The following is a 24,945-nucleotide window of genomic DNA, read 5'->3' as shown; positions in this document are numbered from 1 at the left end:
TTTTCCATTTATTTTAAGATATTTGTAATATGGATGGTAAAACAAGAGCAAATATAAAACCTGGTATGCTGGTTAATATTGTATTGAAAAAGGATCAACGAACTGGCGAATTGACGGAGGGTATCGTGAAAGATTTATTGACTTCTGCGTCTTTTCATCATCATAGTATAAAAGTTCGTTTGATGGATGGACAAATTGGACGTGTACAGGAAATTATTGAAGACGATTTTTAGAACGAGTTTGATGTAAATGTTGCTTAACCTTAGTAACAAAACATTGTATCGAAGACTTAGACCATAACTATACCATTTTAGAATGATAATTCTACTCTTGAGAGTGATTTTGAAGTGTGGAAATGATATTGAGTGTTCAGCTAAAGCAACTTGAAAAAGATGGATTGGTCTCGAGAAAAGTTTACGGGAAGAAATCACCAATTAAAGTAGTTTATAACTTAACCAATTTTGGTAAATCTTTTATTCATGTTTTAGACACAATTACTAATTGCGGAAATGAAATTGTGGAAGAAAGAGGAGAATTTATAGATGTAGTTTAATAAAATCAGTTTTTACTTAAAATAAAACCTCGTTTTAAACTTAATAAGCGAGGTTTTCTGAATATTTTATTTACATTCGAAAGAACTTAATATATACTAATTATCCTCATCTTGAGGTATTGGTTCGTCTTTCATGAAAGCTTCAAAAGCACCCACAGGAGCAAAATCTATATAAAATATCTTATAGTCATTCTTTTTTCTCCAGATTTTAACAGAGTCAGTACCTTTTTTTATCAACCAATCTCTTGTTACTGGTTGTCTTTCTTTTAATCCTAATACATCAACAAGTAACCATTGACCTAACGCCGCTTGACCAAATCTTTTCCCATTTTCATCATATTCTGTATTACTACCAGATTGTAATCCTTTCATATTACTTTGTGTTACTAATGTAGGGATTTTTTTTCCGTTTGGTAATATTAAATGGAAGCGGACTTCTGGTTTATTATTTTTGTTACCCATATATTGTTCTTTATATGATTCAAATTCAAAAATATTATCAATAAAAAAACTTGGATATTTTTTATGAAACTCTCGAGGAATAGGAATGTAAACCTCATTCAATGGACGTAGAGTATCACTTCCTTTATTTTTAGAAGAACCATTCCATGCATTTAAACCAGATTTTTCCTCTACTTCTTTAGATTTATATGAGTATAATGGAAGATAAGCTTCAACAATATCTGGTTCTATTTCTTCTTTAGTTGTACCTATTAAATCTAAGTATGCTTTAAGTAGAAACTCAAATGGATCTTCAATTATTTTAACATCAAATTGGTTTAATAAAAATGTATCTTCTCTTGAAGAATCAAATTTTTGCCATATTTGAGAGTCTCCAAAAGTGAATTTATAATCTTTACATCCATCAGACCATGAAAATGCTGTTGATGTTAAATTAAAGTTTTGTAATCTGTTTATATCAATTAGAGGATAAGCACATTCATTGATAATGAATTTTCCTTCATCACGTGTTATATAATGATAGATATTTTTATCTTCAGATAATCCTAAACGCTCGTAGTCGCTTTTCATTCTTTCGTTCTTTATTTCCGAAATTTTGAGTGCTAGCGATTCTAAGCCTAATTCTCTACTTTGTTTTATTTCATCTTGATAACGTTTGAGTTGCATTACTTTTTGAAAAGAAGGTTTGCTACTCATCCATGTTTTTAAGCCTATACCAATTCTATCATTCCCAAAAACGGATAATACATCGTGAGGTGTATTTCCGATATCTACATTTTGACCATTAAAAATTTTAGCAAATACTGTTTCTTGAAATTTAGAATCAAGATATGGGATTAAATCACCTTGTTTTTGACGAAATAGGTTGGATAAGGCACCATAGACTTGAAGAAATTGAATATAATCATTTCTTTGCTCTTTAGAATATTGCTCCCAAATACTCATACTTATAAAACCTTAATAATTTCTTTACTAATTCTTTCAATTAAAGGAGTAGTGACAGAATTACCTGCCTGCATATATAATTTACTATTTGCAATAGGAGGTAAGATATATTTATCCATTGGATAACCTTGGAAAGCAAAGCACTCTTTTGGAGTCAGTTTTCTAATTCCGAAATCATCTTTTATTAATGGAACATTGTGTCCTCCAGCTCCCATGTTTGCAGTTAATGTAGGACAAACATTACTTTTGTTTTCTCTTACATAAACTCTACGCCATTGGTAAACAGTATCTTTACTTGTCATTGTTTTTACAAGTTCAGGATAATATTGATGAGTTTCAGGATAATAGTATTTATCTTCTTTTTTATCTTTATCTAAAATATCATGAATTGTTTTTGTTAACTTTATTTCTTCAGGAAATTCAAAATTAGAATAATTAGGTACTTGTTTAGGATCAAAAGCAATAACAAAAATTCTTTCACGATTTTGAGGTACATTTGCATGAGTCATTGTATTCAAAACCTTATGAAAAACTTTGTAACCTAATTTTTCTTCTAAAATTTCAAGGATTACTTTAAATGTTTTTCCTTTATCATGAGAAACTAAATTCTTTACATTTTCTAAAAAAACAACTTTGGGTTGATGTTTTTCAATAATTTGTTCTAAGTCAAAAAAGAGTGTTCCTCTTGTATCAGAAAATCCTTTTCTGAGTCCTGCAATTGAAAAAGCTTGACAAGGAAAACCAGCACATAAAATATCAAATTGTTTTGGGATATAATTTTTTACATTTTCCTTTGTTATATCTCCAAACGGTATTTCTCCAAAGTTTTCACGATACGTTTTTTGAGCGTCTTTGTTCCATTCGCTTGTATAGACACATTTACCACCAACATTTTGCATTGCGATTCTGAATCCTCCAATTCCTGCAAAAAGATCAATAAATTTGAACGTGTAATTCTTCGGAGTTGGAAATGGAACATTTTCTACTTCAAATAAAAGTTGTTGTAGAGCTTCTTCTTCTGCTACGGAAGTTTTATTTTCTTTTTTATATTCTACATAATTTTTAAAAATTTTTATTGCTTCTTTTTTGTAATGCTTTGAAACACCGTTTTGTATATTATGAAGATAATGGGTTAATACAGCTTTTTCTTCTTCTAAAGGTTCAACAAGCTTTATCTGATAATTTTTACTATCAAATTCCTCTATGCTTATTTTCTCTTTTATCAACATTCTCTTTTCGCTTACTTATATTAATGACTGCAAGATACAAAAAAATTATGTGCATCTTTTTAATTGTTGTTTACCTAAATAGGTAATAATTTTCAACAAAAATAAAAGTAAGAAAAGACATTGTATGTCGTTTTGTATGAAATAAAATTTTTATAGCATTTTTTCTATATGAAATCGGTCTAACTCATTTAATGTATTTAAGAAAAGATTAAAATTATCTTTGTTTTTGATCTGAATATTATCGTATTCATTCAAAATAATATTCTCTAACTGATCACCTTCACGAATAAGTCGAATAATATTTGGTGTAAAACCGAATTTTGCTAAATTTATTTCGTTTTGATCAGTTGTTCCATAAGTTGACAAGTCATAATCTTTCTGTTTTATAATATTGAAATCAAATAATAATGAAATGAATTTGTTTAGTTTAAAACTTATAAAATCCTCTTCCATTTTTTGTTTTACGACTGCAATATTTACTAATCTTTCTTGATTGTTAATAATTTCAGTAAGATTAATATATACAGGTTTTCCTTTGTCATTTTTATAAAATGTTTTAGATTCTTTATCATAACTATACTCTCCATATGAACTAGTTACATATAAATAACTATCTTCATTTACTTTGCTCTTAACTAAATCTTTATAATAATTAATTGCATTGTTTACCCTTGAACTGAAAGGTTTATGTAAATCATTGTATATATAATTTCTATAATAGTTTCGTGCTATGGCATTGTTAAGTCTTGTAAATTCTAAATCATTTATGTTTTCTACAAAATCTTTTATAAAATAAAGATATATTAATTGGATAATTTTATTGTTTTCCAATGAGCCATTTTTTTCTGATTCATATTTTTGGATTGGTGTTGTAAGTATTCGTTTAGTTTCTTTAATATATTCATCATTTTTAAGTCTTGATTTAAATACCTTAACTAATTGATCAATATTATGAAACATATTAATTATATCATTTTGAAGAAATTTTTGTAAAATATATTCGTCAGTTTCATAATCATTAATTTTTTTGGTCAAAATTTTTTCATGAACTTTTAGAGTTCCAATACGCTCCGTTGCTATTTCTCTATCTTTTTTAGGAACATTTGTTAATTTAAAATTTTCCAATAATGGATTTTCTATTTTATCAGAGGGTGTATAAGTCCTTAATTTTTGAATCTTAGTAATATGTTTACTTTTTGATTCATCTTTTCTAGTTCTATTTTTAAAAACGGCTGTATCTACAAAATAAATTTTAGGACAAAGTTTTTCTAAATCACTTTGTTTATTGAATACAGAATCTAATCTATTTACTCTTCCTATTAGATTAACTAGTTCTTTTTCACTTAAATTATGAGTACTTAGTAAAAACATTCTATCAATAGGCATATTAATGCCTTCTAACACAACGCTGTTTGCAACTAGATATCTAAATTTATTTAAAGTTCTAAAGTTATATTCCAGATATTCTTTAATAAAGTCGGGGATTTTTGCATGTAGATAAATGATTCCTTTTTCAATTGATTTTACAATTTTATAATCACTATGAATTTCATTTCTAATTAATGATGCAATTTTTTGTATTTCTAAATCATTTATTTTCTCAAATTGCTCTTCTAATTTTGATGCAACCAGTTCAACGTTTCTAGGTGATATCTCAAATATAAAATTTTTATTTCCTTCTTCGTTTTTCAATAATGAATAAAAGTTTTCATATTTTATATCTATTTCATGAAAAGTATTTAAGAACCTATTATAAATTGATGTTGTTTTGTTTATTTCAAAATAATCGTAAAGCTCTGGCTCTTTTATATTAAATTTTATTCGATTATCTTTGATTTTAGAGGTATTATCAATGGCTAAGTTCTTAGTATCATTTACAAGTGGTGATAAGTAAAGTAATTTTATATATTTGTTCTTGTTTTTATTTAGTTTAATTAATCGTGCTAAAAGTATACTTCTTATGCTTTCTGGCTTCGTTCCAAAAAAACTATCTTTATTAAAAAGATTATGAGCTTCATCAATGATTAAAATATCATATACAATATCATGTCTATTCATTAGTCTCAGTGCTCTCTCTTGTGTAAATACTGCTATAAACCCTTTATCGTTATTTCTATACATTTCATCATGTGAAATAATATGTTGATTTTTAATAGAATTTTTTAATAATTGATAAGTTTGTTGTAATAATGATTTAGTTGGTACTATAACTGCTATTTTCATAGCTTTTTGAGATAAATTTAATTGCTGCTGTATATAATCAATAATTAATGAACTTTTACCGAAAGAGGTAGGTGCAATAAATGCATTTTCTGTATTATCGGTATTTAAAATATTTGTAATATTCTTATTTTGTTCATATGTCTCAATATACTTCCCTTTTTTATTTGAAAAATTGGTTTTAATATTTGCAATTCCAAAATAATCTATAATGCTAAAATCTTGATTAAATAAAGGATCATTTTCTATTATAAAATTTACAATAGGATAAAAGCCGAAATTTATTGAAAATTCATAGAGTGGTCTGAAATCTAAGTATTGTATACTATATTTTAGAATGATTGCATAAGACAAATCAACAAAGCTTGTTTTTCTATTATCTTTTTTAAATTCTTCAAAAAGTACAATAGCTATAGTTAAAACGTATATTTTTTCTTTTTTATTTAATTCCTTTTTTAAAAGTAGTTTACTAAATACTTTTTCGAAATGTTTACCCCTTTTTAATAAATCTGTATAAAATCTTTTTTCAGTGCTATTCACGCTATTTTTTTAGATATTTTTTAAATAATTCCACACTTTCATTTAAACTTTTCTTACTAAATAAAATCACATTTAATGATTTATATTCATTCTTCAATAATAATAGATAATCAGTATCTATTGTATCCAGATCTTTAACTTCAAGATTTTTCCAATCAGTTAAACAATTATCAAAAAACAATGTTGCAGCAGGAATTACATTGAAATTTTCTTTTTTAAAACTTTCAACTTTTTCATTTTCAAGATCATCTGCATACGAAATTATTTTATTTATAAGAGATTCGTTATCTGATGCTAATTGGACATGAGATAATGCATTATTCCAAACATTTTCATTTTTTCCTGTAGTAGATTTTTCAAGCCCTTTTAAAGCTAATTTTATCTTATCATTAAAAAATTGCTTTTTAGATTCTTTAGTAATTCTATCTCCTGATTTACTTTCAAATACATAATGCTTGTTGTTTTTTGAATAAAGTCCATCAAGCCCTTTCTTGAATGATTCCTCTTCTAAATTTATAAATAAAAACTCCTGTTTGTACCCTTTGGTAGTTAGATAAAGTATCATTAACAATTCAGATACTATTCCTTTTTTAAAATTACCTCCTTTATTTATTAATTTTAGCACTTTTTTCTTTACAGCACTTAAATCTCTTGGCGTTTTTCCATAGCAAATTTTTATAATTTCCTGATCTAAAACATTGAAAAAGTCATCATCTAATTTTTCTAAACTTAAAACATGCAAAGTTTCTGTACCCCAGTTGTTACCATATTTACTAATAATATAATCTGAAATTTTTTTGCTCATTGTCTAAATTCTTATAATAGTTTTTAGAAATTACTAATCTCTAAGATTACTTACTGTCAACCCAATTACAGACCAATTTTCTTTATATTCTTCAAGCAACGATATTGCAACCGAATTATCTAATCCTTCTACGATGTTCATAGGAATGAGATAACAAGTGCCAACTTGCCTGTCAACAGCTACATAAATGTCGCAATCAGTAGATGTTATTCGACGACCTCTATTACGTTCATGTCTATGATCAATTCCCTGACCACCACGATCTCGATCTTTAAAACTTATAGAATTTCCACTAGAAATTCCTTTTACCTGTATACGTAAAATAAAGTTATCATAATCGATTACTGCATCATATCTGCTTGATCTTACATCCACATTGGAACAATTGAACCCTGCTAAGATAGCTCTGCTTAAAAATAAAAATTGAGCACTATCACCTGCGTTAGCAGTCATTATACCTTTATTAATATTAGTACTATTATGCAAAAACCCGCTTGTGAAAATAAAATCAAACTGTTTATCTAAAAACTTTTTAATTCCAGTTCTCAAGTAGTTGAATTTTGAAGGATTAGGAACATTATTTTCAAAAAACACCAATGTATGTTGAGTATATCTTGTTCTTTGTATATCAGTTTTAATACTTTTTAATACTTCAATATCGTAAAATTTTTGAAGATCACTTTTTCTTATTAAGTGAGTATTCGCGATATTAACTATACGTGCTTTAATATAATTTTCAGCTTCAAATTCTTCAAGAAGTGTTTGAACGAATTCATTATCTTGTAATCGTTCAATGAAAAATTGAGATAAGGATGTTTTTAAGTTTTCAAATGAATGAAATTCATCTAAAAGTTGTTGTGTAATTATATAATTGGAACCATTTATGGAATGAATTTCATTTCTAATTAAATTTTGTATTGCAGGTGTCATAAGTATTTTTGTGTTTCTTTGGTTTTATTTATTTTTCAATTGTGGAGTATTTATTTCTGTTAACATATTATTTTACGAAGTAAAATATAGTCAAGTTTTATAAGAAAACTATATTTACATTTCATAATATTATTCCAAACATATAACAACCATCTCACAATAATTTACGGTTTCACGTAAAAACAAAAACCTCGCTTAAAAACATTTAGCGAGGTTTTATATTTTATTGTTTTTTTTGTTCAATAACTTTGCAATACATCATTAGCTATGCTAGCAAAACGAAAGCTTAGTTATTATGAATAAAATTGTATCTAAATTCTAACCATTCAAAGTGGTCTTTCTTAAATTTACGTGAGAATAATTCTTTTTTAGTAATTTCCTCTAAATTCATTTCTATTTCTTTTGTAAACTCTTTGAGTATTTCAATGATATCAACCTCTTCAGAATTATCTTTTCCAACAATTAATATATTTCCACCCCATTTACTTAAAGTTGATTGGGATAACTTGTAGAAATCAATTTCATTTGAATTTGGGATATTGTAATTTGTTGTATGAGAAGCTAATTTATTTCTAATTTCAATTAGTTTAAGACTTTTAAATTTCTCTTTTTTTATCTTTTGATTTGAAACATTAAAAAGCCTATTTAAATCTAAAATTGCACCAAGTTGTAAATATGAAGCATTTAAAACACCATAAAGTCTTAAGTACATTTCTCCTAAATCTTCTTCTTTTTTATATAAACCATTTTTATAAACGTTTTCAATAGCATATTGAGAATCTTCGATTAAATCTATACAAGCTCTTAATAAATCTGGATCAGTTATTTTTTCGAATTTTAGTTTTTTCGTTAGTTCCTTTCTATATTGTTCTTCTTCATAAATATTTTTTACAGGAGTATATCTTAAAATTCCTAATAATATTTGAGCATAAATTTCTATCCTAGAATGTAATGATAAATATTCTTCATCTGTCATATTAAAGATTGTCTTTTAAAAATTACAACTAACATTATTTTTCTACTAAGTAAAATATAGTCAGTTTCGTAAAAAAAAACAGCTATATCTATATTTCGTTATATTATTTCAAACATACAAAAACCATTTAACAATAAATAACGGTTTCCCTCAAAAACAAAAAACCTCCCTAAAATAGCTTTTAAAGAGGTTATTATTTATACTATTGTTGTGCAACAGTTACACTTGTTATGTGATGTTATTTTTTGATCGCTCTCAATCTAGTCATAACTTCATCTCCATAATTTGTAAGACTCCAATATGTGCCAGAATCTTTTATACTGCGAGTTTTAGAACTTTTATTTAATAATCCTAAGGCTCTTAATTGTACTATGATTGTTTGAAAATCTGCATCGTTAATTTCATAATCATAGAATTTACCACCACTAGGAAGCCCAGATTTTTTTACAAATCGTTTTTTTAATTCAACAAAAGCATATTTACTAATAGTCAATTTTAGAGTGTTTGTAGAGGCATCATCTATCATACTTGGAGATAACCAATAAAAAATTTGATTCCAAGTTGTTTCCAATGTTTCAGTATAAAATTTCGAATCATAGCGAGAACTACCAAATCTAATAAGAAGTTCAATTGAAAATTTGTCATTACCTTGTGATAATTCAGAAGTTCCCTCTGGAGCTTTGGTTCTACTTTCAATTAATTTATTTTCTAAATCCTCAATTTGATTCTTTAATTTTAAAATTTCTAAATTTGCTTCAGTACTAGTTTTAACATTCCCTCTAATCCAACCAATTCCAGGATATTTTTTTTGTAAACTAATTAAACTTCTACTAACGACAGAACCCAATTCTTGTGGAGTACTCCAATATTTACACATTTTCTTTTGGGCTAAGCCTCTAAATTCGTTCAATTTGTTTTGACCTTCTTCTGTTTTTTCAGTGTTTTTTTTGGGTAATGCGTCTGGATCTTTATGAAGAAATGCGATTACAGGTTTTCCTGTTTCTAAAGCATATCTATATTCCATTTCTGTGTAGCTTAAACCACTTTCACTTAAAGAACCATATCTACCAGCAATTACAACAATGTAATAATCACAATCATCGATAACACCTTTTATTAAGCTCCATTGATCATCATTTGAAGCAGGAAATAACTCCATTCCAGCAGGAATACAATCTAATTCTAACAAAGCCTGCATAATTTCTTGTCTTTCTTCAAGTAAATCAATATAAGTTGAACTTACAAAGACTTGGTATTTTTTATCCATATTTTAGGGGAATAATATCACATAATATTAGTTTTTACGAAATAGTTTAGTTTTTTAAAAAGATAACTATATCAGCATTTCGTAAAATCAACCCTAAATATACAAACAAAACTATATTATATACATTATTGTGTAAAACAAAAAACCTCCCTAAAAACACTTAGCGAGGTTACTATTTATACTATTTTGTGTTTTTGTACCTAAAATTATAAGGTTGTAACAATTACCGATATTAGATACTCGTTTAAATTTTTACAATCCATTGACAACCTGTAATCTGACGAAAATTACTCATTACTAACAAGCTATAAAATAATTCGTAGTTTTTAATTTCTTCTATGTCTTTATTTAAATCCGCAAAAGAATTTGCTAAATATTCATTTTCACTAACAATCGATTTTATTTTATCGCTAAACTCAATTAAAAAATTCTTATTGTCTCTCCGTTTTTCTGAAGACACCTCATTTCCTTTTATATTATTAATAGTTTCTAGAATATTTATGTTTTCAATTTTTGTAGGTTCACTGCAAGCTATTGAATAGGTTCCTGATTTAATATAAGTATTTCTATGATGTCCATTTAAATCAACGGCTTTAGCAAAATTTGTATGTTCAATAATATTTCTTCTAATTTTAACAAGTTCATTAATGTCATTAGTACAAGGAGAAGCATAAACTACGAGTACATCAGAATTAAATTTCTGATGTATATGATTTAACAAATTTTGTTGTTCAATATATATATCATACCTCAAATATTTTTGATTCCAAAATTTCCATTCTGTACCTAAAGGAGAAGTAATTAGTTCAGGTCGTTTATATTGAAAAAGTATATTAGCCTTCATTTCGGGAATATTACTTATTTCATATTCTAACAAGTTTTCCATCTCGTCAGCAATTTTGCGAAGACTTATTCCCAAAAAGTGAGGGGTAAACCAAAAAGGGTATCCAAGTAATCTCCAAAGTCGTCTATTTTTTGATAATGTTGAAGAATCAAAACCTAAACTTCCTTCCAAAACTTGTCCAGGTGGAAAATAGATTTCAGATCTTCTATCAAGTTCATTGTTGAAATAACTTTCAAATGTTTTCTCCTCAAATTGTGCTTTCATATTTTTTTAAATGATACCTAACATTATTTTTTCACGAAATATAATATATAAAAATTTATAGATATGATCATATCTACATTTCGTAAAAATCTTCTCAAACATACAACAACCATCTCATAATAAATTACGGTTTTACGTAAAAACAAAACCTCTCTAAAAATGCTTTTAAAGAGGTCTTTATTTATACTATTATATCTTTGTTCCTATAATTTGATTTGTGCAACAGTAACTGATACTAGTTGGATTTTGCTATATTAATAAATTACTAGAAAATATTTATTGTTTGTTTTTTTGGTCTTTCTCCATTTTTTAACCAATCGTCAAAAATTGTATACTTTAATGAATCTTCAATAACAAATAGTTTTTTCCCTAAACCTATTGTTTGGACTTTTTTAATAAAAGGATAAAGAGATAGATATTCTGTTCCTACATATGAACTTGGTGCATTTGAACTTTTTGAAACAGGAATTATAGCGCAGTTACTTGTGTTTCCATCTACATAACCTAATTCCCAAGGCATCCATTTCGATACCGCTGCATTAGTTGAAATAGCAAGCAATAATGACTTTGATATTTTCAATCGATGTTGAATTAGTTTTGCATCCTCTTTTGTTACATTTGATCTATCTAAATGAGAATCAACAATCCAATCAACATATACAGAATAACCTTCGTTTGTTAATTCAATATAAAGGCCTTCAACTTCTTCTTTGTCAAGAAAACTGTGAGAAAGAAAAATATCAAAACTCGTATGATTTTTTTTACTTTCATTTAGTATTTGATTACTGAAAAGAACAGTTTTCCTTTTCGAAAGGTTTTTAAGATATGCACTTGTGTATATTTCCATTACTTAATATTTTTAAAGTGTCTGACCCAGCTATTAATAATTTCAACAATTTCTGATGATAATTTTTTTTGCATTTTTTTTAATTCAAATTCGAAAACGAAAGAATCACTTATTTGCGCATCTAATATTCCTTCAGGATAGACTTTGTCTTCTCTTAAGATTAAAATGGGTAAACAAGCTTGGTAAGCCATTCCTGCTTCAATTTGAATCCAAGGAGAGGAAGTATATTTATGAATTAATTCTTTAGAATTTTTTGAAAATTCTTTTTCATATCCAATATAACTGTGATGTCTTTCTAGTCCAATAACTATAGCTGCAACACAAGTATCCATAATTTCTTTAATAGGTTTTAATGGACTTCTAAAATTCCAATTATTTTTACCCAAGTTGGTTGGATTCAATCCGTGTTTTTTTAATTCAAGCTCTATTAGTAAAAGAAAATTCTCTTGATACTTATTGTAAGGTGTTGGATGTGATATAAAAACATTGGTATCTTTATTCATATTTGTTTATACTAATAAGCCTGTTACTTCAAATTTTGTTTCGTTATTAAATTTTTCCTCTTCAAAACTTCTAATCTGCACTTCTTCTAATTTTAAAATTGTTGGTTTAATATTCTCATGACGATCGATTGCATCTTGAAATTTTAATTTTGTTAATTCTTCAATTAAAGTGACTGAAACTTGGTAGTTTTCATCTTCTTTAAATTCAAGAAATGGTTTTAATGATGATTTCTTTTCAACTATGTCAAAATCTCGGAAACCTATCTCATCAATTAAATCGTCATTTCTCAATGGATTTATTTGTCCCATTAAAAAGCCTGCTCTATAGAGATTACCATCATCTTTTAAATAATAAATAACTTTCCAAAATAAAATTGGAATTTTAAATATAGTATTGTCATGAAGTCTTACTTTAAATTCAGGGTCTAAAGTGTCTAAAACAGGACCAGTAAAAACAGATACTTTAGCAGGTTCAGTTACTCGTCCTTTAATGATAATAGCATTTTCTAAGTGTTTCCATAGCCCATTGTTTAGATTATCATGTTGAGGAACTGCGTTCGGATAATAGAAGGTGCTAATAGCGGCATTCTTAGCTTCCTCTTTATTACCATTCATATCCCATTGAACATCTTCTCTCTTAGTCATGTGTCCTTTTTCAATGGTTGCTGATTTTATAGTGTTAAATAAACTATAATCTTTTGTTGTTAGTTGTTCGTGATCGTTTATTCGACTATCTTTTTTGAATGAACCAGACCTTTCAATTTTTTCGAATTCAGTTCTGTAAATATTACTAGCACTTATTATAGGAACTCTTCTACTTTTACTCTGAATAACACTATAATAAATATAATCTAGAATTGGTGTCTCATTTTCTTTATTAATTGCAAGATCACTATAATATTCACTATAATCAGGTAATTCTAATACTTGATTATCATTTATAAATTTATTATCATATCCACTCATAAATATTTAAATTTTACCTTCTCTAACTAATCTCCAATAATGATGTCCTAATGAAGTTAGTTTACATTTTTTTGAGTTCATGGCAGCGAAATACATATGTTCCTCACCTTCAGGAATTATTAAGCCAACACTTTCTAGTTTTTGTAGATTTTTAAAAATTTTTATATTTTCAGCTTTCGCATAAGGTTCTTTTACTTCATGCGAGACATCATTTGAATTTGTAAACTCAAATGATGGATCTAACTGAAAGTTATCAGATGTTGAATGAAAATATTCTGTAAGTGTTCTTATAACACTTAATGGGATTTGAGGAATTACACTCCTTAATTTTACAAACTCAGTAACATTTGTTTTAAAAACTGGTCTTTGTTCATGTGCTCCCAAAGCTTGGTCAATATATGCATAAAGCCCTCCTGGAGATATATGCCCCCTAATATCAGCTGCACCTCCCTTAAGGCCTTCGATTAATAAATTTGTAAAAACACCGTGACCATTAATCTCCTTTGAAGGCTCATCTTCTCTAGATGATGTCAAGATAGATATACCTGAACTTATAGGTGTAATAGAACCACTTTTATTAGGAACAGCAAAGCTTCCAGATTTACAACAATCAAGTATTATAACTTTATTTCGAGTTTCTGAGACATTTGCCAAACTTAGAATATGATCCATTGAAATTCCTTCATCATAACGTTTATGATCTGGTGTTACTATAAAACCACCTAATTCATTTACATAACCATGACCCGCGAAATAAAGAATATCCATGTCTGCCTTAACTTCATAAAAATCAGAAATAGCAGTTAATAATTCGGATTTTGATTGAACGTCAAATATAGTTTTTACTTCAAAATTTGTTTCATCATTTCCGTTAACTTTCAAAAGTTCAGAAATGATCTTTGCATCATTTACAGCTCCTTTTAAAGGATGAGAAGAATATTCATTAATACCAATTACTAATGCTTTTTTTTTCATCTATTATTTATTTTTTCCTTCTTTCATACATTGCTCTATTGCATTAGCAATGGCATCCCAGTTCCAAGAGATAGTTCTATTTCTTTGTAAACCTTCTGGTAATGTAGAATTTTGATTTGCACCATCTACATAAATCCCAAATACAGGAACATTTTGTTCTTTTGCGAATGTAATTTCTTTCTTTACTCCACCTGCTGTAGACATACTTTTACCAACAAGTACAATCAAAATATTGCATTTGTTGATTTTTGATTTAATTAATGCTTCCCATTCATTTTGTGGTAAATGGGATTTTGAAGACCAATCTTCAATTTTGAATGGTGTTCTTGAATTTATTGATTGTCCAATAAAATATTTTTTTTGTCCTTCGTTGTTGTCAAAATCAAAACTGATAAATGCTCTAGGATTTGCCATACTTATTATAGTTAATTAATTTATTTATTCTAAATAATTCTAAAGAAATACTTATATATGTATACCATAAAATTAAACTCAAATATACAAACAAAACTATATTTTATACATTATTGTATAAAATATAAAACTCTGGAGTTAATCAAATCTTATTAATTAACTCCAGAGTACTATTACTAACTTTAACCATGCCTACTGGTTAATCTTACTAATCTAGATATTTAATTTTAAACAAAAAGTTTTTAATTACTTAGTATCTTTTATTTTTTCAAATTTTTCTAACTTTTTAAGTAATTCTAATTCTTCCATATTAAAAAGTATAGGATTATGTTCATTAGTATTTGTAATCGCCATAATCAATTGACCAAATCTAAAATCAGGATTTTCCAACCATAATTTCTCAATCTTTTTAATGATTGGTGTAATTCTTTCTGGGTTTCTCATCTTGTAATAAAATAAATGATAAGCTTAACTTCTATATAGCTTCAATTTTCATCACCTCACTTTTCAAAACTTTAGTGCCTGATTCATTATAAGTTTGTTGTATGGTTACTTTGATTCTGTCGTACTTTGGAGTTGAAAAATTTAGTAATTCTCCAATACTTTTATATCCAAATGCTTTTGCTAAAAGTGTGATATGACGAGTTGAATATTTGTGTTTTTCACGATAATTTTCAACATTACCAATGAAACTTTTTGCCAAACCCATTTTAAGACTAAGTACTTCTTGTGAAAAATTTTCTTTAATTCTTAATCTTTTAATGTGTTGTATTAACTCAAAATCAAATTGAGTAGTTTCAAATTCAAAATATTTTATCATTTTAATTAAAATATTCACACCAATATGTTGGTGTATTAAAAAATAATGTTATATTTGTATTAGCGATTTGATAATTAGACTTTTAATAGTCTTAATTAAACGATGTGACTCGATTCCAAAACGACCAATTTTACCATCGAGAACACCGTGAAATCGCTCTATGTCTAAAAAAGTATTACTTTTGTATAAGGCATGTGAGCGGTTCTCACGTTAGCTTTAGATGGTAACTTTATAATTCTCGGATTTTAAAGACGGGTTTGGTCGCCCATGGATCTAAAGTGTGAGGCCGCTCCTTGTCTATTTGACAAGCATATTTTCTTACTTTAGAAGCATCGTTCCATAAAACCCAACACAAAATGAGAACGAAACAATTTCCATTCATCCGTAAAAAACCGCCAGACAAAGTCTGTTAGTTTAACCATTCTTTTTAAAGAACAAACTCCGTTTTTCTAGACATTTAACGGAACGTAAAGCAAAGGGTAACCTTTCTTTACACACTCTCTATCAGAGCCTCGGTAAGGAGACTTTGACGGCAATCGTTTTATCTTTTTTATTCGCACACTAAATGTAAAACGTTTAATATCATTTTCCAAATTTATTGGGGTTCTACTACCTATTATTTAGATGTGTGACATGAGATTTTAGTATTGAGAGGATTGTATTATGTAATAAGAAGTATGTAAAATGTATTTGAGATTAAGATCAAGGATAAGATTCTTCGACAAGCTCAGAATGACAACGAAATGGGATTCTGATACGAGCTCAGAATGACAAAATCCGTTTTTAAAAATGATAACGAATTTGAATATTGAAAAAGGATGTAGAAAATGTCATATGATTTGGAGATGAGTGTCAAAAAGTTGAAAGTCATGATTAAAATGTTTTACTGTTTGCGTAGCAAATGATTTAAAACATTGAATGACTGAAACTAATTTTGACCGTCGAAAATCAAAGACTTGATGTTTTGTAACTTTTGCATTAAGGTAAAAGTTAGAAGAATAAGTGAAAATAAGATTCTTCGACAAGCTCAGAATGACACAACCTGTTTTTGAAATTTATAAAGAATTTGAGTATTAAAAAAAAGACGTAAAACGTTAAGCGTACAACGTAGAACTTAATATAAACCGGCATTAAAACTCTCACGTTAAGAAAATGGTTGTATGGAGCGTTAAAAAGATTTTAGCCTGCAAGGTTTTTAAAATATTTAGTGGAGTGAGAACATTTTTAGTAGAGAGTTTTACAGCCTTGACTTGCTTGTGCTGAGCATGTCGAAGTATAGTTACTTTTTAGTCAAGTAAAAAGTGACAGAAATAGATTCTTCGACGAGCTCAGAATGACAAAGCTTGTTGTTATATGTGAATTAGACTATTAATAAAAAAACGTCAAACGTTAAGCATACAGCTTAAAACTAAATATGTAAACCGTATCACGTTAAACGTATTACGTAAAACGTATAAAAAACTCCCTTCCCAAAAACAAAGTTGCCGCGATGTACTGGAAAAGGAGTGGCTTTTAAAACTAATGTTGAATTAAAAACTTATGTAAAATTATGAAAAAATTTTACTTCAAAATCAACAGCAAGGCTTTTGCCGTTATGTTGAGTCTGCTTTGTACAACACCATTGTTGGCACAAACAGGAAAAACCGTGACTGGAACGGTAAAAGAACTTCAAGTCCCATTAGTGGGCGTAATGATAAAGGAGGAGGGAACCAATAATACCACCTTTACCGATTCAAATGGATACTATTCGTTGACCTTACAAAATGATGATGCTAAACTAATTTTTGAGCAATTGGATTTTCCTATTCGTGAAGAAGAGGTGTTGAATAGAAGCGTGATCAATATAAGTTTCACAAAAGACGACAACGAGATTCAATTAAAAGATGTGGTAATAAATGCGGGCTACTATGCTGTAAAAGATAAAGAACGAACGGGATCTATTGCACGTGTTACGGCAAAGGATATTGACAAACAACCAGTGAATACGGTGTTGGATGCCTTACAGGGTAGAGTAGCAGGCTTAAGTATAACTCCTTCTTCTGGGAATGCGGGAGCAGGCTATGAGGTGAAGATTAGAGGACAGAATAGTATTAATGCGGGGAATGATCCTTTGTATGTGATAGATGGAGTGCCTTTTTGTACCACAAGTTTAGGTTCGTTTGCGCTTGGTGGGACGATATTACCTGGAGGAAAAGCAAATCCATTGAATACGCTTGATCCAAAATCCATTGAATCTATTGAGGTGTTGAAAGATGCGGATGCAACGGCTATTTATGGTTCGCGTGGAGCGAATGGGGTGATTTTGATTACCACAAAAAAAGGAAAGTCAGGCAAAACATCTTTTTCTGTTGATGCCTCTACAACGATGATCACACAAGCAAAGTCTCTTCAATTATTGTCCACAGAAGAGTATCTTGAAATGAGAAAAGAAGCTTTTGCCAATGATGGACTTACAACATATCCTGTCAATGCGTATGATTTGAATGGGAGTTGGAATCAATCGCGGTATACAGATTGGCAGAAAGAATTACTTGGAAAAACAAGAAGTAACAATCGCTTTAGTTTAATGGTAAGTGGTGGAAGTGATCACACAAGTTATAGTGTAGGAACCACCATGATGAAAGAACGTGCGGTGTATGATGGAAATTTTAATTACTCGAAATTAGGTATCTATTCAACCTTACAGCATCAATCCCCAAATCAACGTTTCAAGTTGAACTTATCGACTCAATATAATTATGATCGTAATTTTTTGCCCACAGCAGATCTTACTCGTATTTCTTATACATTGGCTCCTAATGCACCTGCATTGTATACGGCAACTGGTGAATTGAATTGGGAGAATAATACATGGTCTAACCCATTGGCGACTTTGAGAAGTACGTATCGGAATAAAACGACGAATCTGAATGCAAATGCTATGGTTAGTTATCAAGTATTAAATGGGGTAGCTTTTAAAACCAGTATGGGGTATCAACAAACAGATTTTGATGAATTTCAAGCCAATCCACATACGATGAGAAATCCTGCTTCAGGAGGAGATAGTTCATCTTCTTATGTATTGAAGAGTGATAATCAACAAAATGGTTGGATTGTAGAACCTCAGTTAGATTTTACGTATCCGTTTATTGGTGGAAAATTAAATGGAACGATTGGAGGGACATTATCCGAACAAAATAGAAATCAACTTTCATTATTGGCATCTGGTTTTGCAGATGATTATCTGATGCCTAATATTATGGCTGCAAGTTCTGTTTATTACTTAAGCGAATCGGATGCCCAATACAAATATGCTGCCATCTACGGACGCTTGAATTATCAATTGAAGGATCGTTATTTTTTTAATTTAACAGGAAGACGAGATGGTTCGAGTCGTTTTGGTCCAAACAACCGTTTTGCGAATTTCGGGGCAGTAGGTGCAGCCTGGATTTTCTCGAAAGAGAATTTCTTAAGTGATCAGCCGTGGTTAAGTTTTGGGAAAATCAGAACAAGTTATGGGGTAACAGGAAATGATCAAATAGGGGATTACCAGTATATCGATACTTATACAATTAGTCAAGGTGGATATGATAATAACGTTGTATTATCCCCAACACGACTATTGAATCCTAATTTTGGATGGGAGAAAAATAAAAAGTTTGAATTAGCCCTTGAACTTTCTTTTTTCAATCATCGATTGAATGCAGAATTGGCTTATTACCACAATCGTTCGTCGAATCAACTGATGAGTTACCGTTTGCCATCGACAACAGGGTTTACAAGTATTCAGGCAAATTTGGATGCTACAGTAGAAAATAAAGGGCTTGAGCTTTCTTTGAATGGGGATATCGTACGAAATGTGAATGTAAAATGGAATTCGTCTTTTCTTCTTTCACTACCACGTAATACCTTACGTTCTTTTGATGAATTGGATAAAACACCGTATGTGAATCAGTATGTGTTAGGCGAATCATTAAACATCAAAAAAGTATACCAATATGAAGGGGTAGATCCTACGACGGGAATTTTTCAGTACAAAGATTTTAACCAAGATGGAAAACTGACAGCAGATGATCGACAAGTGCTTGTTGATTTAACTCCTCGTTTGATAGGGAATTGGCAAAATAATTTCCAATACAAACAATGGTCGCTCGATGTACTGTTTCAATTTGTTAAGAAAAAAGGCTATAATGAGTTTTATAATTATGGTTTTGCAGGCGCTATGACGAATATGCCAAATGGAGTGTTAGATCGTTGGCAAAAACCAGGCGATGAAAACAAACGATTTCAACGCTTTACAACTGGGAAAAATGCTGAAGCTTTGTCAGCTTATGATAAATATTCTACAAGTACTGCAGTTATAGAAGATGCGTCTTATATCCGATTAAAATCGATGTCTATTTCTTATCGCTTTCCTATAAAATCAAAAGAGAATATCAATTGTTTGCTTTATCTACAAGGTCAAAATTTATGGACTTTATCCAAAATAAAAGGAATTGATCCAGAGACGGAACGTACTTTTTTACCAACGCCTAAACGTATATCTATCGGTGCGCGATTAACATTTTAACTTCAAAAATAGAATAATGAGAAATAGTAAAAATAATAAAATAGCACTACTTTTTATTGTGGGGTATATCAGTTTGATCTTGACTAGTTGTGAGAATTTAATTGAAATAGATTCTCCAAAAGGAGAGATTCCTGCCGAAATGGTGTTTGAGAGTTCAGAAACTGCAACGGCTGCCATCAATCAGTTGTATGCGAAGTTACGTGACGATTCGATGTTGACAGAAAATTTATATGGATCGAATGTCACAATGGGATTTTATGCGGATGAATTTGATTATTACGGTTCTTCAATTAGTCCTATCAATGATTATATGGAACATCGCGTATTGGCTACAAGTACCATCAATAAAACGTTTTGGACGACAAGTTACCAATTGATCTATATGTGTAAGTTGGCGTTAGATCGATTAAAAGGTTCAAAAAAATTACCTGTTTCTACGAAAAATCAATTGGAAGGAGAGGCTTTATTTGTACGTGCATTGGTACATTTTTATTTAACCAATTATTATGGGGATATACCTTATGTGACCACTAGTAATTACGCCGAAAATCAACTTGTTTCTAAACAAAAACATGAGCAGGTGTATCAATTAGTTAAAGATGATTTGATGCATGCACAAGAATTGTTACCCAAAGATTATCCAACATCTGAACGAATTCGAGCAAACTATTTTACAGCAACAGCATTACGTGCACGAGTGGCTTTGTACCAAGAAAAATGGAAGGAAGCAGAGGAACAAGCGACAAGTATCATTGCGTCGAATGCTGTTTATGTGATGGAAAATGATGCTTCCAAAACTTTTTTAAAGGATAGTAAAGAGACGATACTACAATTGAAAACGAAAAAATCGGGTGATCGAACGTACGAAGCTATTGTTTTTGTTTTTGAAACAGGTCCACCAGTAACTATGGCGTTAAGTCAGCGTTTGGTTAATGATTTTGAACCAAATGATGAACGAAAGCAAAATTGGATCAAAAAAGTGACAACAAATGGAAATAGTTGGTATTGTCCTTATAAATACAAACAATATAAAGTAGGAACAACCTCGACAGAATATTCCATTCTTTTTCGATTAGCAGAACAGTATTTGATTCGCGCCGAGGCACGATTAAATCAAGGAAATATCGTTGGAGCAAAAGAAGATCTCAATGTGATTCGTCAACGAGCAGGATTAACTCCTTTTACATCAAATACACTAACTGATCTAAGTGCAGCCATTCTAAAAGAAAGACGATTAGAGTTGTTTTCTGAACAAGGCCATCGTTGGTTTGATTTAAAACGTTTGCATTTAGCAGAAACAGTCTTGAAACCTATAAAAATGGGATGGAAATCTACGGATGTTTTATTTCCTCTACCTGAGGATGAACTGCTGATGAATCCTAATCTTTTACCTCAGAATGAAGGGTATTAGGGGAGATTTTAGATTCCAGATTTTAGAGTTGTAAAATATAGTATGTATTAGAGGTTAAAAATGGGATTCTTTGACATGCCCAGAATGACAAAGCTTGTTGTTAAAAGTCAATTAGAATATTAATAATAAAAACGTAAAACGTTAAGTGTAAAACATAGAACTTAATAAAAACCGGCATTAAAACTCTCACGTTAAGAAAATGGTTGTATGGAGCGTTAAAAAGATTTTAGCCTGCAAGGTTTTTAAAATCTTTAGCGGAGTGAGAACATTTTTAGTAGAGAGTTTTACAGCCTTGACTTTTTTGTTTCGTTTTTGTGTCAAGACTTCCCCGTAGGGCATATGAATTCATTTAAAGTAGAATTAACAAAAACATGAATAAAAATGAAAGAAGTCAATTGAATGACTGAAACTAATTTTGACCGTCGAAAATCAAAGACAAGTCTTTTTTCGTTAGTTTTTTTGACCGTTCCCCGAAGGGCATATGAATACTGATAATTAAAATTAAAAATTAATGAATAAAAAAAAGTGACAGAAATATTCTTCGACAAGCTCAGAATGACAACGAGATGAGATTCGAAAACGAATCCAGAATAACAACTAATTTGAATTAGAACATGAATAGAAAAAGTTAATAGTAGAATAATAAAAATATCCCCTTGAAAGTACAAATAATGAAGTAAATTCTTTTCATAGGTTTAGGTTAGGTAAGCAATTTTTAAAACGCAAGTAAAGGGGGTATTTCATTTAAAATTCATATGTATAGATAGTTAATCTAATTGATGATGTGAAAGAACATTAAGTACTATGATAGCCTATAAACAAGCATTCATAAAAACAAGATAGCGATCCATTTTACTTTAAATACTCACACATCAATAGAGGTTTTCCTTTATTAAAACTAAACGATTACAGTTTACCTAGCCCTTTTTAGTTGGGAGGGTTAGGGTTTTTAATAATATTTATATACAAAATCTAGTACTAACAAGCTTTAGTCGAGACAATTCTTCGACAAGCTCAGAATGACAAAATCCGTTTTTAAAAATGACAACGAATTTGAATATTGAAAAAGGATGTGAAAATGTCATATGATTTGGAGGCGAGTGTCAAAAAGCTGAAAGTCATGGTTAAAATGTTTTACTGTTTGCGTAGCAAATGATTTAAAACATTGAATGACTGAAACTAATTTTGACCGTCGAAAATCAAAGACAAGAGTTTTTTGATTACTTTTTTGCTCTTAAAAAAAGTGATAGAAAGATTCTTCGACAAGCTCAGAATGACAAAATCCGTTTTAAAAATGACAACGAATTTGAATATTGAAAAAGGAATTAAAAATCCGACGATTTAGATTCTAAATGAAAAGGAGTTTCAATATTGAAATTGGATTAGAAAAATGGTATTAAAACTCTCACGTTAAGAAAATGTTTGAGTGCAGCGTTAAAAAGATTTTAGCCCGTAGGGTTTGTAAAATCTTTAGCGGAGTGAGAACATTTTTAGTAGAGAGGTTTACAGCCAAGTCTTTTTTCGTTAGTTTTTTTGACGAAAAAAAGTGACAATAAAATTCTTTAAAAGCTCAGAATGACAACGAGATGCGATTCTGAGACGAGCTCAGAATGACAAAGCTTGTTGTTAAAAGTGAATTAGATTATTAATTAAGAATAAAAACGTAAAACGTTGAGCGTATTACTTAAAACTTAAAAAAAAACAAAAATGGATAGAATAATAAAATTAATACTACTCTTTATGTTAGGGTATTTACTCCCGATGTATAAAACAATAGGACAAGAACCTAGTAAGAAACCTTATTCGGCTAGTTTGAATGAACAATGGAGTCATTCGACAAATGTACTAAAAACAAGTAATAACGGGGACTGGTTGATTGTACAAGATAGCTATCGGAAAGGGGTGAAAACCTATTTAATTCATAGTAAACGAAAAACAAAATTGCAATTGGAGGATGCACTTACCACCGAATTTTCGAATGATGGTAAATGGTTGGCATATAAGACAGATGCTAATGAATTGAAGTTAATTGATTTATCAAATTTGGATGTGAAAACATTTCAGTATTTAGTTTCTTATCAATTTAGTTTTGATTGTCATTCGACTTATGTATCCTATCTTGAAAAAAAACCGGATGGAGGTTCAGATCTTATTTTATACGATTTGAAAAAGGCAATAATTACACGAATTGAAGATGTGTCTGACTTTTTATGGAATCCCAAAGGGGATAAAATTGGTTTGGTACATACAAAACAGAAGAGTTCTGCAATTGGGGTGTACAATTTATGGGATAAAAAGATCCATTATTGGGGCGACAAAACAACTTATAAATTGTCATTACTGGATTGGAGTGCAAATGGAGTTGCGTTGGTATGGAATGAAAAGAGAGAAGGAGAGATCATTTTGTATCATTTAACCGAAACAGGACAGTTGTCGAAGTTAACCAATGAGGAGGTTAAAAAGCAATTAGATGAGACAAGTATTGGGGCATCAGATCTTTTGATATCTTCTGATGGTAAGAGTGTTTTTTTTCATAGAAATAAGAAAATAATCGATCAAAAATCAGATGTTGAAATATGGAATACAACAGATAAATGGATTACACCACGTATGAAATCTACTAGTGAAATAATCAATGGTAGATTTTTAACGAATTGGACTCCTTTGGATCAGCAGTTGACCGCAATTGGAGATAAAGACACCCCTTCTGCTTATTACAGGCTTAATCAACCTTATGCACTTGTTTATGATGCTATGCAGTATGAACCCCAATATCTCCAAGATACTTATGTCGATTTGTATGTGCGCAATGTGCAAACTGGAGAAAAGAAATTGGTTGTAAAACGAGTTTATATGGGAAATTATCATCAATATGCTGTTTTTTCTCCAAATGGTTTGGCAGTTGCTTATTTTAAAGAACATCATTGGTACCTGTATGATGTTGTACACGAAACTACCCGTTGTTTAACAGAGTCTTTGGAAGGCGATTTTTATGATCAATATGACTATTCTATTCATAACGAAGCTCCAATAGCCATTCCTATTTGGTCGGATGATGAAACAGAGATGTTGTTGCAAAATCAATATGATATATGGTTGGTAGGAGCTAAAACTTCTCTTAACCTTACAAAAGGTCAATCCAAAGGGATACATTATCGGTTGAGTAAAGCAAATAATCAGCTTGTCGAAAAAAAAATTACGGCCTATACTTTTCGTGATACATTTACTTTTGCTGAAGATCGCCCATTACTTATTGAGACCACTACAGATGAGCTGAAAAAGGGATTTGTAATGTTGCAAAACAAAACGTTTAAGAAATTGGTTAGTGGAGAGTTGAATTTTAATAAACCACAATTGTTTCCTGCTTCTCGTCAATTGATTTATCAAACGACGACTTATAATCATTCACCAACAATCAATAGGTA

At 29.6% G+C, this 24,945-nt stretch carries 20 protein-coding genes; 5 read left to right on the top strand and 15 right to left on the bottom strand.

Translation table 11 applies throughout. The features are described 5' to 3' along the window. Positions 1 to 29: 29 nt before the first annotated feature. Positions 30 to 233 (top strand): YwbE family protein, encoded by a 204-nt coding sequence (locus B2217_RS02270; RefSeq protein WP_180906473.1) that lies wholly within the window; start codon positions 30 to 32, stop codon positions 231 to 233. Positions 234 to 355: 122 nt separating this feature from the next. Next, on the top strand, positions 356 to 553 hold the full coding sequence (locus tag B2217_RS02265; RefSeq protein WP_180906474.1) for a winged helix-turn-helix transcriptional regulator: 198 nt from the start codon (positions 356 to 358) through the stop codon (positions 551 to 553). A gap of 96 nt (positions 554 to 649) precedes the next feature. Here B2217_RS02265 and B2217_RS02260 read toward each other — a convergent pair whose 3' ends face one another. From B2217_RS02260 to B2217_RS02190, 15 genes are all read right to left on the bottom strand, one after another. Further along, a complete protein-coding gene (locus B2217_RS02260) occupies positions 650 to 1,960 on the bottom strand; it encodes a restriction endonuclease PLD domain-containing protein (RefSeq protein WP_180906475.1) in 1,311 nt (436 codons plus the stop codon). A gap of 2 nt (positions 1,961 to 1,962) precedes the next feature. Beyond that, on the bottom strand, positions 1,963 to 3,189 hold the full coding sequence (locus B2217_RS02255) for a DNA cytosine methyltransferase (RefSeq protein WP_180906476.1): 1,227 nt from the start codon (positions 3,187 to 3,189) through the stop codon (positions 1,963 to 1,965). Between the two features lie 150 nt (positions 3,190 to 3,339). After that, positions 3,340 to 5,949: a DEAD/DEAH box helicase gene (locus B2217_RS02250; RefSeq protein WP_180906477.1), complete on the bottom strand. Its 2,610-nt coding sequence runs from the start codon at positions 5,947 to 5,949 to the stop codon at positions 3,340 to 3,342. Position 5,950: 1 nt separating this feature from the next. Continuing rightward, the gene (locus B2217_RS02245) at positions 5,951 to 6,754 is read right to left on the bottom strand and encodes a hypothetical protein (protein WP_180906478.1); all 804 of its coding nucleotides are present in this window, start codon (positions 6,752 to 6,754) and stop codon (positions 5,951 to 5,953) included. Positions 6,755 to 6,787: 33 nt separating this feature from the next. Next, the gene (locus tag B2217_RS02240) at positions 6,788 to 7,684 is read right to left on the bottom strand and encodes a group I intron-associated PD-(D/E)XK endonuclease (protein WP_180906479.1); all 897 of its coding nucleotides are present in this window, start codon (positions 7,682 to 7,684) and stop codon (positions 6,788 to 6,790) included. Between the two features lie 286 nt (positions 7,685 to 7,970). Then, the gene (locus B2217_RS02235) at positions 7,971 to 8,660 is read right to left on the bottom strand and encodes a hypothetical protein (protein WP_180906480.1); all 690 of its coding nucleotides are present in this window, start codon (positions 8,658 to 8,660) and stop codon (positions 7,971 to 7,973) included. Between the two features lie 238 nt (positions 8,661 to 8,898). Further along, positions 8,899 to 9,927, bottom strand: a complete 1,029-nt coding sequence (locus tag B2217_RS02230) for a DUF4062 domain-containing protein (RefSeq protein WP_180906481.1) — start codon at positions 9,925 to 9,927, stop codon at positions 8,899 to 8,901. Between the two features lie 244 nt (positions 9,928 to 10,171). Next, the gene (locus tag B2217_RS02225) at positions 10,172 to 11,035 is read right to left on the bottom strand and encodes a hypothetical protein (protein ID WP_180906482.1); all 864 of its coding nucleotides are present in this window, start codon (positions 11,033 to 11,035) and stop codon (positions 10,172 to 10,174) included. A gap of 265 nt (positions 11,036 to 11,300) precedes the next feature. Further along, a complete protein-coding gene (locus B2217_RS02220) occupies positions 11,301 to 11,882 on the bottom strand; it encodes a toll/interleukin-1 receptor domain-containing protein (protein ID WP_180906483.1) in 582 nt (193 codons plus the stop codon). Further along, entirely contained in the window at positions 11,882 to 12,385 is a 504-nt protein-coding gene (locus B2217_RS02215) for a hypothetical protein (protein WP_180906484.1), read from the bottom strand. The genes B2217_RS02220 and B2217_RS02215 overlap by 1 nt, the downstream gene beginning before the upstream one ends. Before the next feature lie 6 nt (positions 12,386 to 12,391). Next, positions 12,392 to 13,351: a DNA/RNA non-specific endonuclease gene (locus tag B2217_RS02210; protein ID WP_180906485.1), complete on the bottom strand. Its 960-nt coding sequence runs from the start codon at positions 13,349 to 13,351 to the stop codon at positions 12,392 to 12,394. Positions 13,352 to 13,357: 6 nt separating this feature from the next. Next, on the bottom strand, positions 13,358 to 14,326 hold the full coding sequence (locus B2217_RS02205; RefSeq protein WP_180906486.1) for a caspase family protein: 969 nt from the start codon (positions 14,324 to 14,326) through the stop codon (positions 13,358 to 13,360). A gap of 3 nt (positions 14,327 to 14,329) precedes the next feature. Further along, positions 14,330 to 14,740: a TIR domain-containing protein gene (locus B2217_RS02200; RefSeq protein ID WP_180906487.1), complete on the bottom strand. Its 411-nt coding sequence runs from the start codon at positions 14,738 to 14,740 to the stop codon at positions 14,330 to 14,332. Positions 14,741 to 14,986: 246 nt separating this feature from the next. Next, positions 14,987 to 15,184: a hypothetical protein gene (locus B2217_RS02195; protein WP_180906488.1), complete on the bottom strand. Its 198-nt coding sequence runs from the start codon at positions 15,182 to 15,184 to the stop codon at positions 14,987 to 14,989. A 31-nt stretch (positions 15,185 to 15,215) separates the two neighbouring features. Continuing rightward, positions 15,216 to 15,560, bottom strand: a complete 345-nt coding sequence (locus B2217_RS02190) for a helix-turn-helix domain-containing protein (protein ID WP_180906489.1) — start codon at positions 15,558 to 15,560, stop codon at positions 15,216 to 15,218. A gap of 1,549 nt (positions 15,561 to 17,109) precedes the next feature. Between B2217_RS02190 and B2217_RS02185 the strand changes: the two genes are divergently transcribed. From B2217_RS02185 to B2217_RS02175, 3 genes are all read left to right on the top strand, one after another. Beyond that, positions 17,110 to 20,109: a SusC/RagA family TonB-linked outer membrane protein gene (locus B2217_RS02185; RefSeq protein WP_244958037.1), complete on the top strand. Its 3,000-nt coding sequence runs from the start codon at positions 17,110 to 17,112 to the stop codon at positions 20,107 to 20,109. A 16-nt stretch (positions 20,110 to 20,125) separates the two neighbouring features. Beyond that, a complete protein-coding gene (locus B2217_RS02180) occupies positions 20,126 to 21,520 on the top strand; it encodes a RagB/SusD family nutrient uptake outer membrane protein (RefSeq protein WP_291122047.1) in 1,395 nt (464 codons plus the stop codon). Between the two features lie 1,707 nt (positions 21,521 to 23,227). Beyond that, positions 23,228 to 24,945, top strand: a 1,718-nt coding sequence (locus B2217_RS02175; RefSeq protein ID WP_291122046.1) for a hypothetical protein, incomplete at its 3' end; no start/stop codon positions are given.

This window comes from Empedobacter sp. UBA7620 (assembly GCF_002484185.1).
Classification (GTDB): Bacteria; Bacteroidota; Bacteroidia; order Flavobacteriales; family Weeksellaceae; genus Empedobacter; species Empedobacter falsenii_C.
The sequence above is the reverse complement of the archived record's forward strand: the minus strand, read 5'-3'. Positions and strand labels throughout refer to the sequence as shown.

Excerpts from the sequence above, each read along its gene's own strand:
- B2217_RS02270 (WP_180906473.1), top strand. The coding sequence starts at position 30 with ATGGATGGTAAAACAAGAGCAAATATAAAACCTGGTATGCTGGTTAAT.
- B2217_RS02265 (WP_180906474.1), top strand. The coding sequence starts at position 356 with ATGATATTGAGTGTTCAGCTAAAGCAACTTGAAAAAGATGGATTGGTC.
- B2217_RS02260 (WP_180906475.1), bottom strand. The coding sequence starts at position 1,960 with ATGAGTATTTGGGAGCAATATTCTAAAGAGCAAAGAAATGATTATATT.
- B2217_RS02255 (WP_180906476.1), bottom strand. The coding sequence starts at position 3,189 with ATGTTGATAAAAGAGAAAATAAGCATAGAGGAATTTGATAGTAAAAAT.
- B2217_RS02245 (WP_180906478.1), bottom strand. The coding sequence starts at position 6,754 with ATGAGCAAAAAAATTTCAGATTATATTATTAGTAAATATGGTAACAAC.
- B2217_RS02240 (WP_180906479.1), bottom strand. The coding sequence starts at position 7,684 with ATGACACCTGCAATACAAAATTTAATTAGAAATGAAATTCATTCCATA.
- B2217_RS02235 (WP_180906480.1), bottom strand. The coding sequence starts at position 8,660 with ATGACAGATGAAGAATATTTATCATTACATTCTAGGATAGAAATTTAT.
- B2217_RS02230 (WP_180906481.1), bottom strand. The coding sequence starts at position 9,927 with ATGGATAAAAAATACCAAGTCTTTGTAAGTTCAACTTATATTGATTTA.
- B2217_RS02225 (WP_180906482.1), bottom strand. The coding sequence starts at position 11,035 with ATGAAAGCACAATTTGAGGAGAAAACATTTGAAAGTTATTTCAACAAT.
- B2217_RS02220 (WP_180906483.1), bottom strand. The coding sequence starts at position 11,882 with ATGGAAATATACACAAGTGCATATCTTAAAAACCTTTCGAAAAGGAAA.
- B2217_RS02215 (WP_180906484.1), bottom strand. The coding sequence starts at position 12,385 with ATGAATAAAGATACCAATGTTTTTATATCACATCCAACACCTTACAAT.
- B2217_RS02210 (WP_180906485.1), bottom strand. The coding sequence starts at position 13,351 with ATGAGTGGATATGATAATAAATTTATAAATGATAATCAAGTATTAGAA.
- B2217_RS02205 (WP_180906486.1), bottom strand. The coding sequence starts at position 14,326 with ATGAAAAAAAAAGCATTAGTAATTGGTATTAATGAATATTCTTCTCAT.
- B2217_RS02200 (WP_180906487.1), bottom strand. The coding sequence starts at position 14,740 with ATGGCAAATCCTAGAGCATTTATCAGTTTTGATTTTGACAACAACGAA.
- B2217_RS02195 (WP_180906488.1), bottom strand. The coding sequence starts at position 15,184 with ATGAGAAACCCAGAAAGAATTACACCAATCATTAAAAAGATTGAGAAA.
- B2217_RS02190 (WP_180906489.1), bottom strand. The coding sequence starts at position 15,560 with ATGATAAAATATTTTGAATTTGAAACTACTCAATTTGATTTTGAGTTA.
- B2217_RS02185 (WP_244958037.1), top strand. The coding sequence starts at position 17,110 with ATGAAAAAATTTTACTTCAAAATCAACAGCAAGGCTTTTGCCGTTATG.
- B2217_RS02180 (WP_291122047.1), top strand. The coding sequence starts at position 20,126 with ATGAGAAATAGTAAAAATAATAAAATAGCACTACTTTTTATTGTGGGG.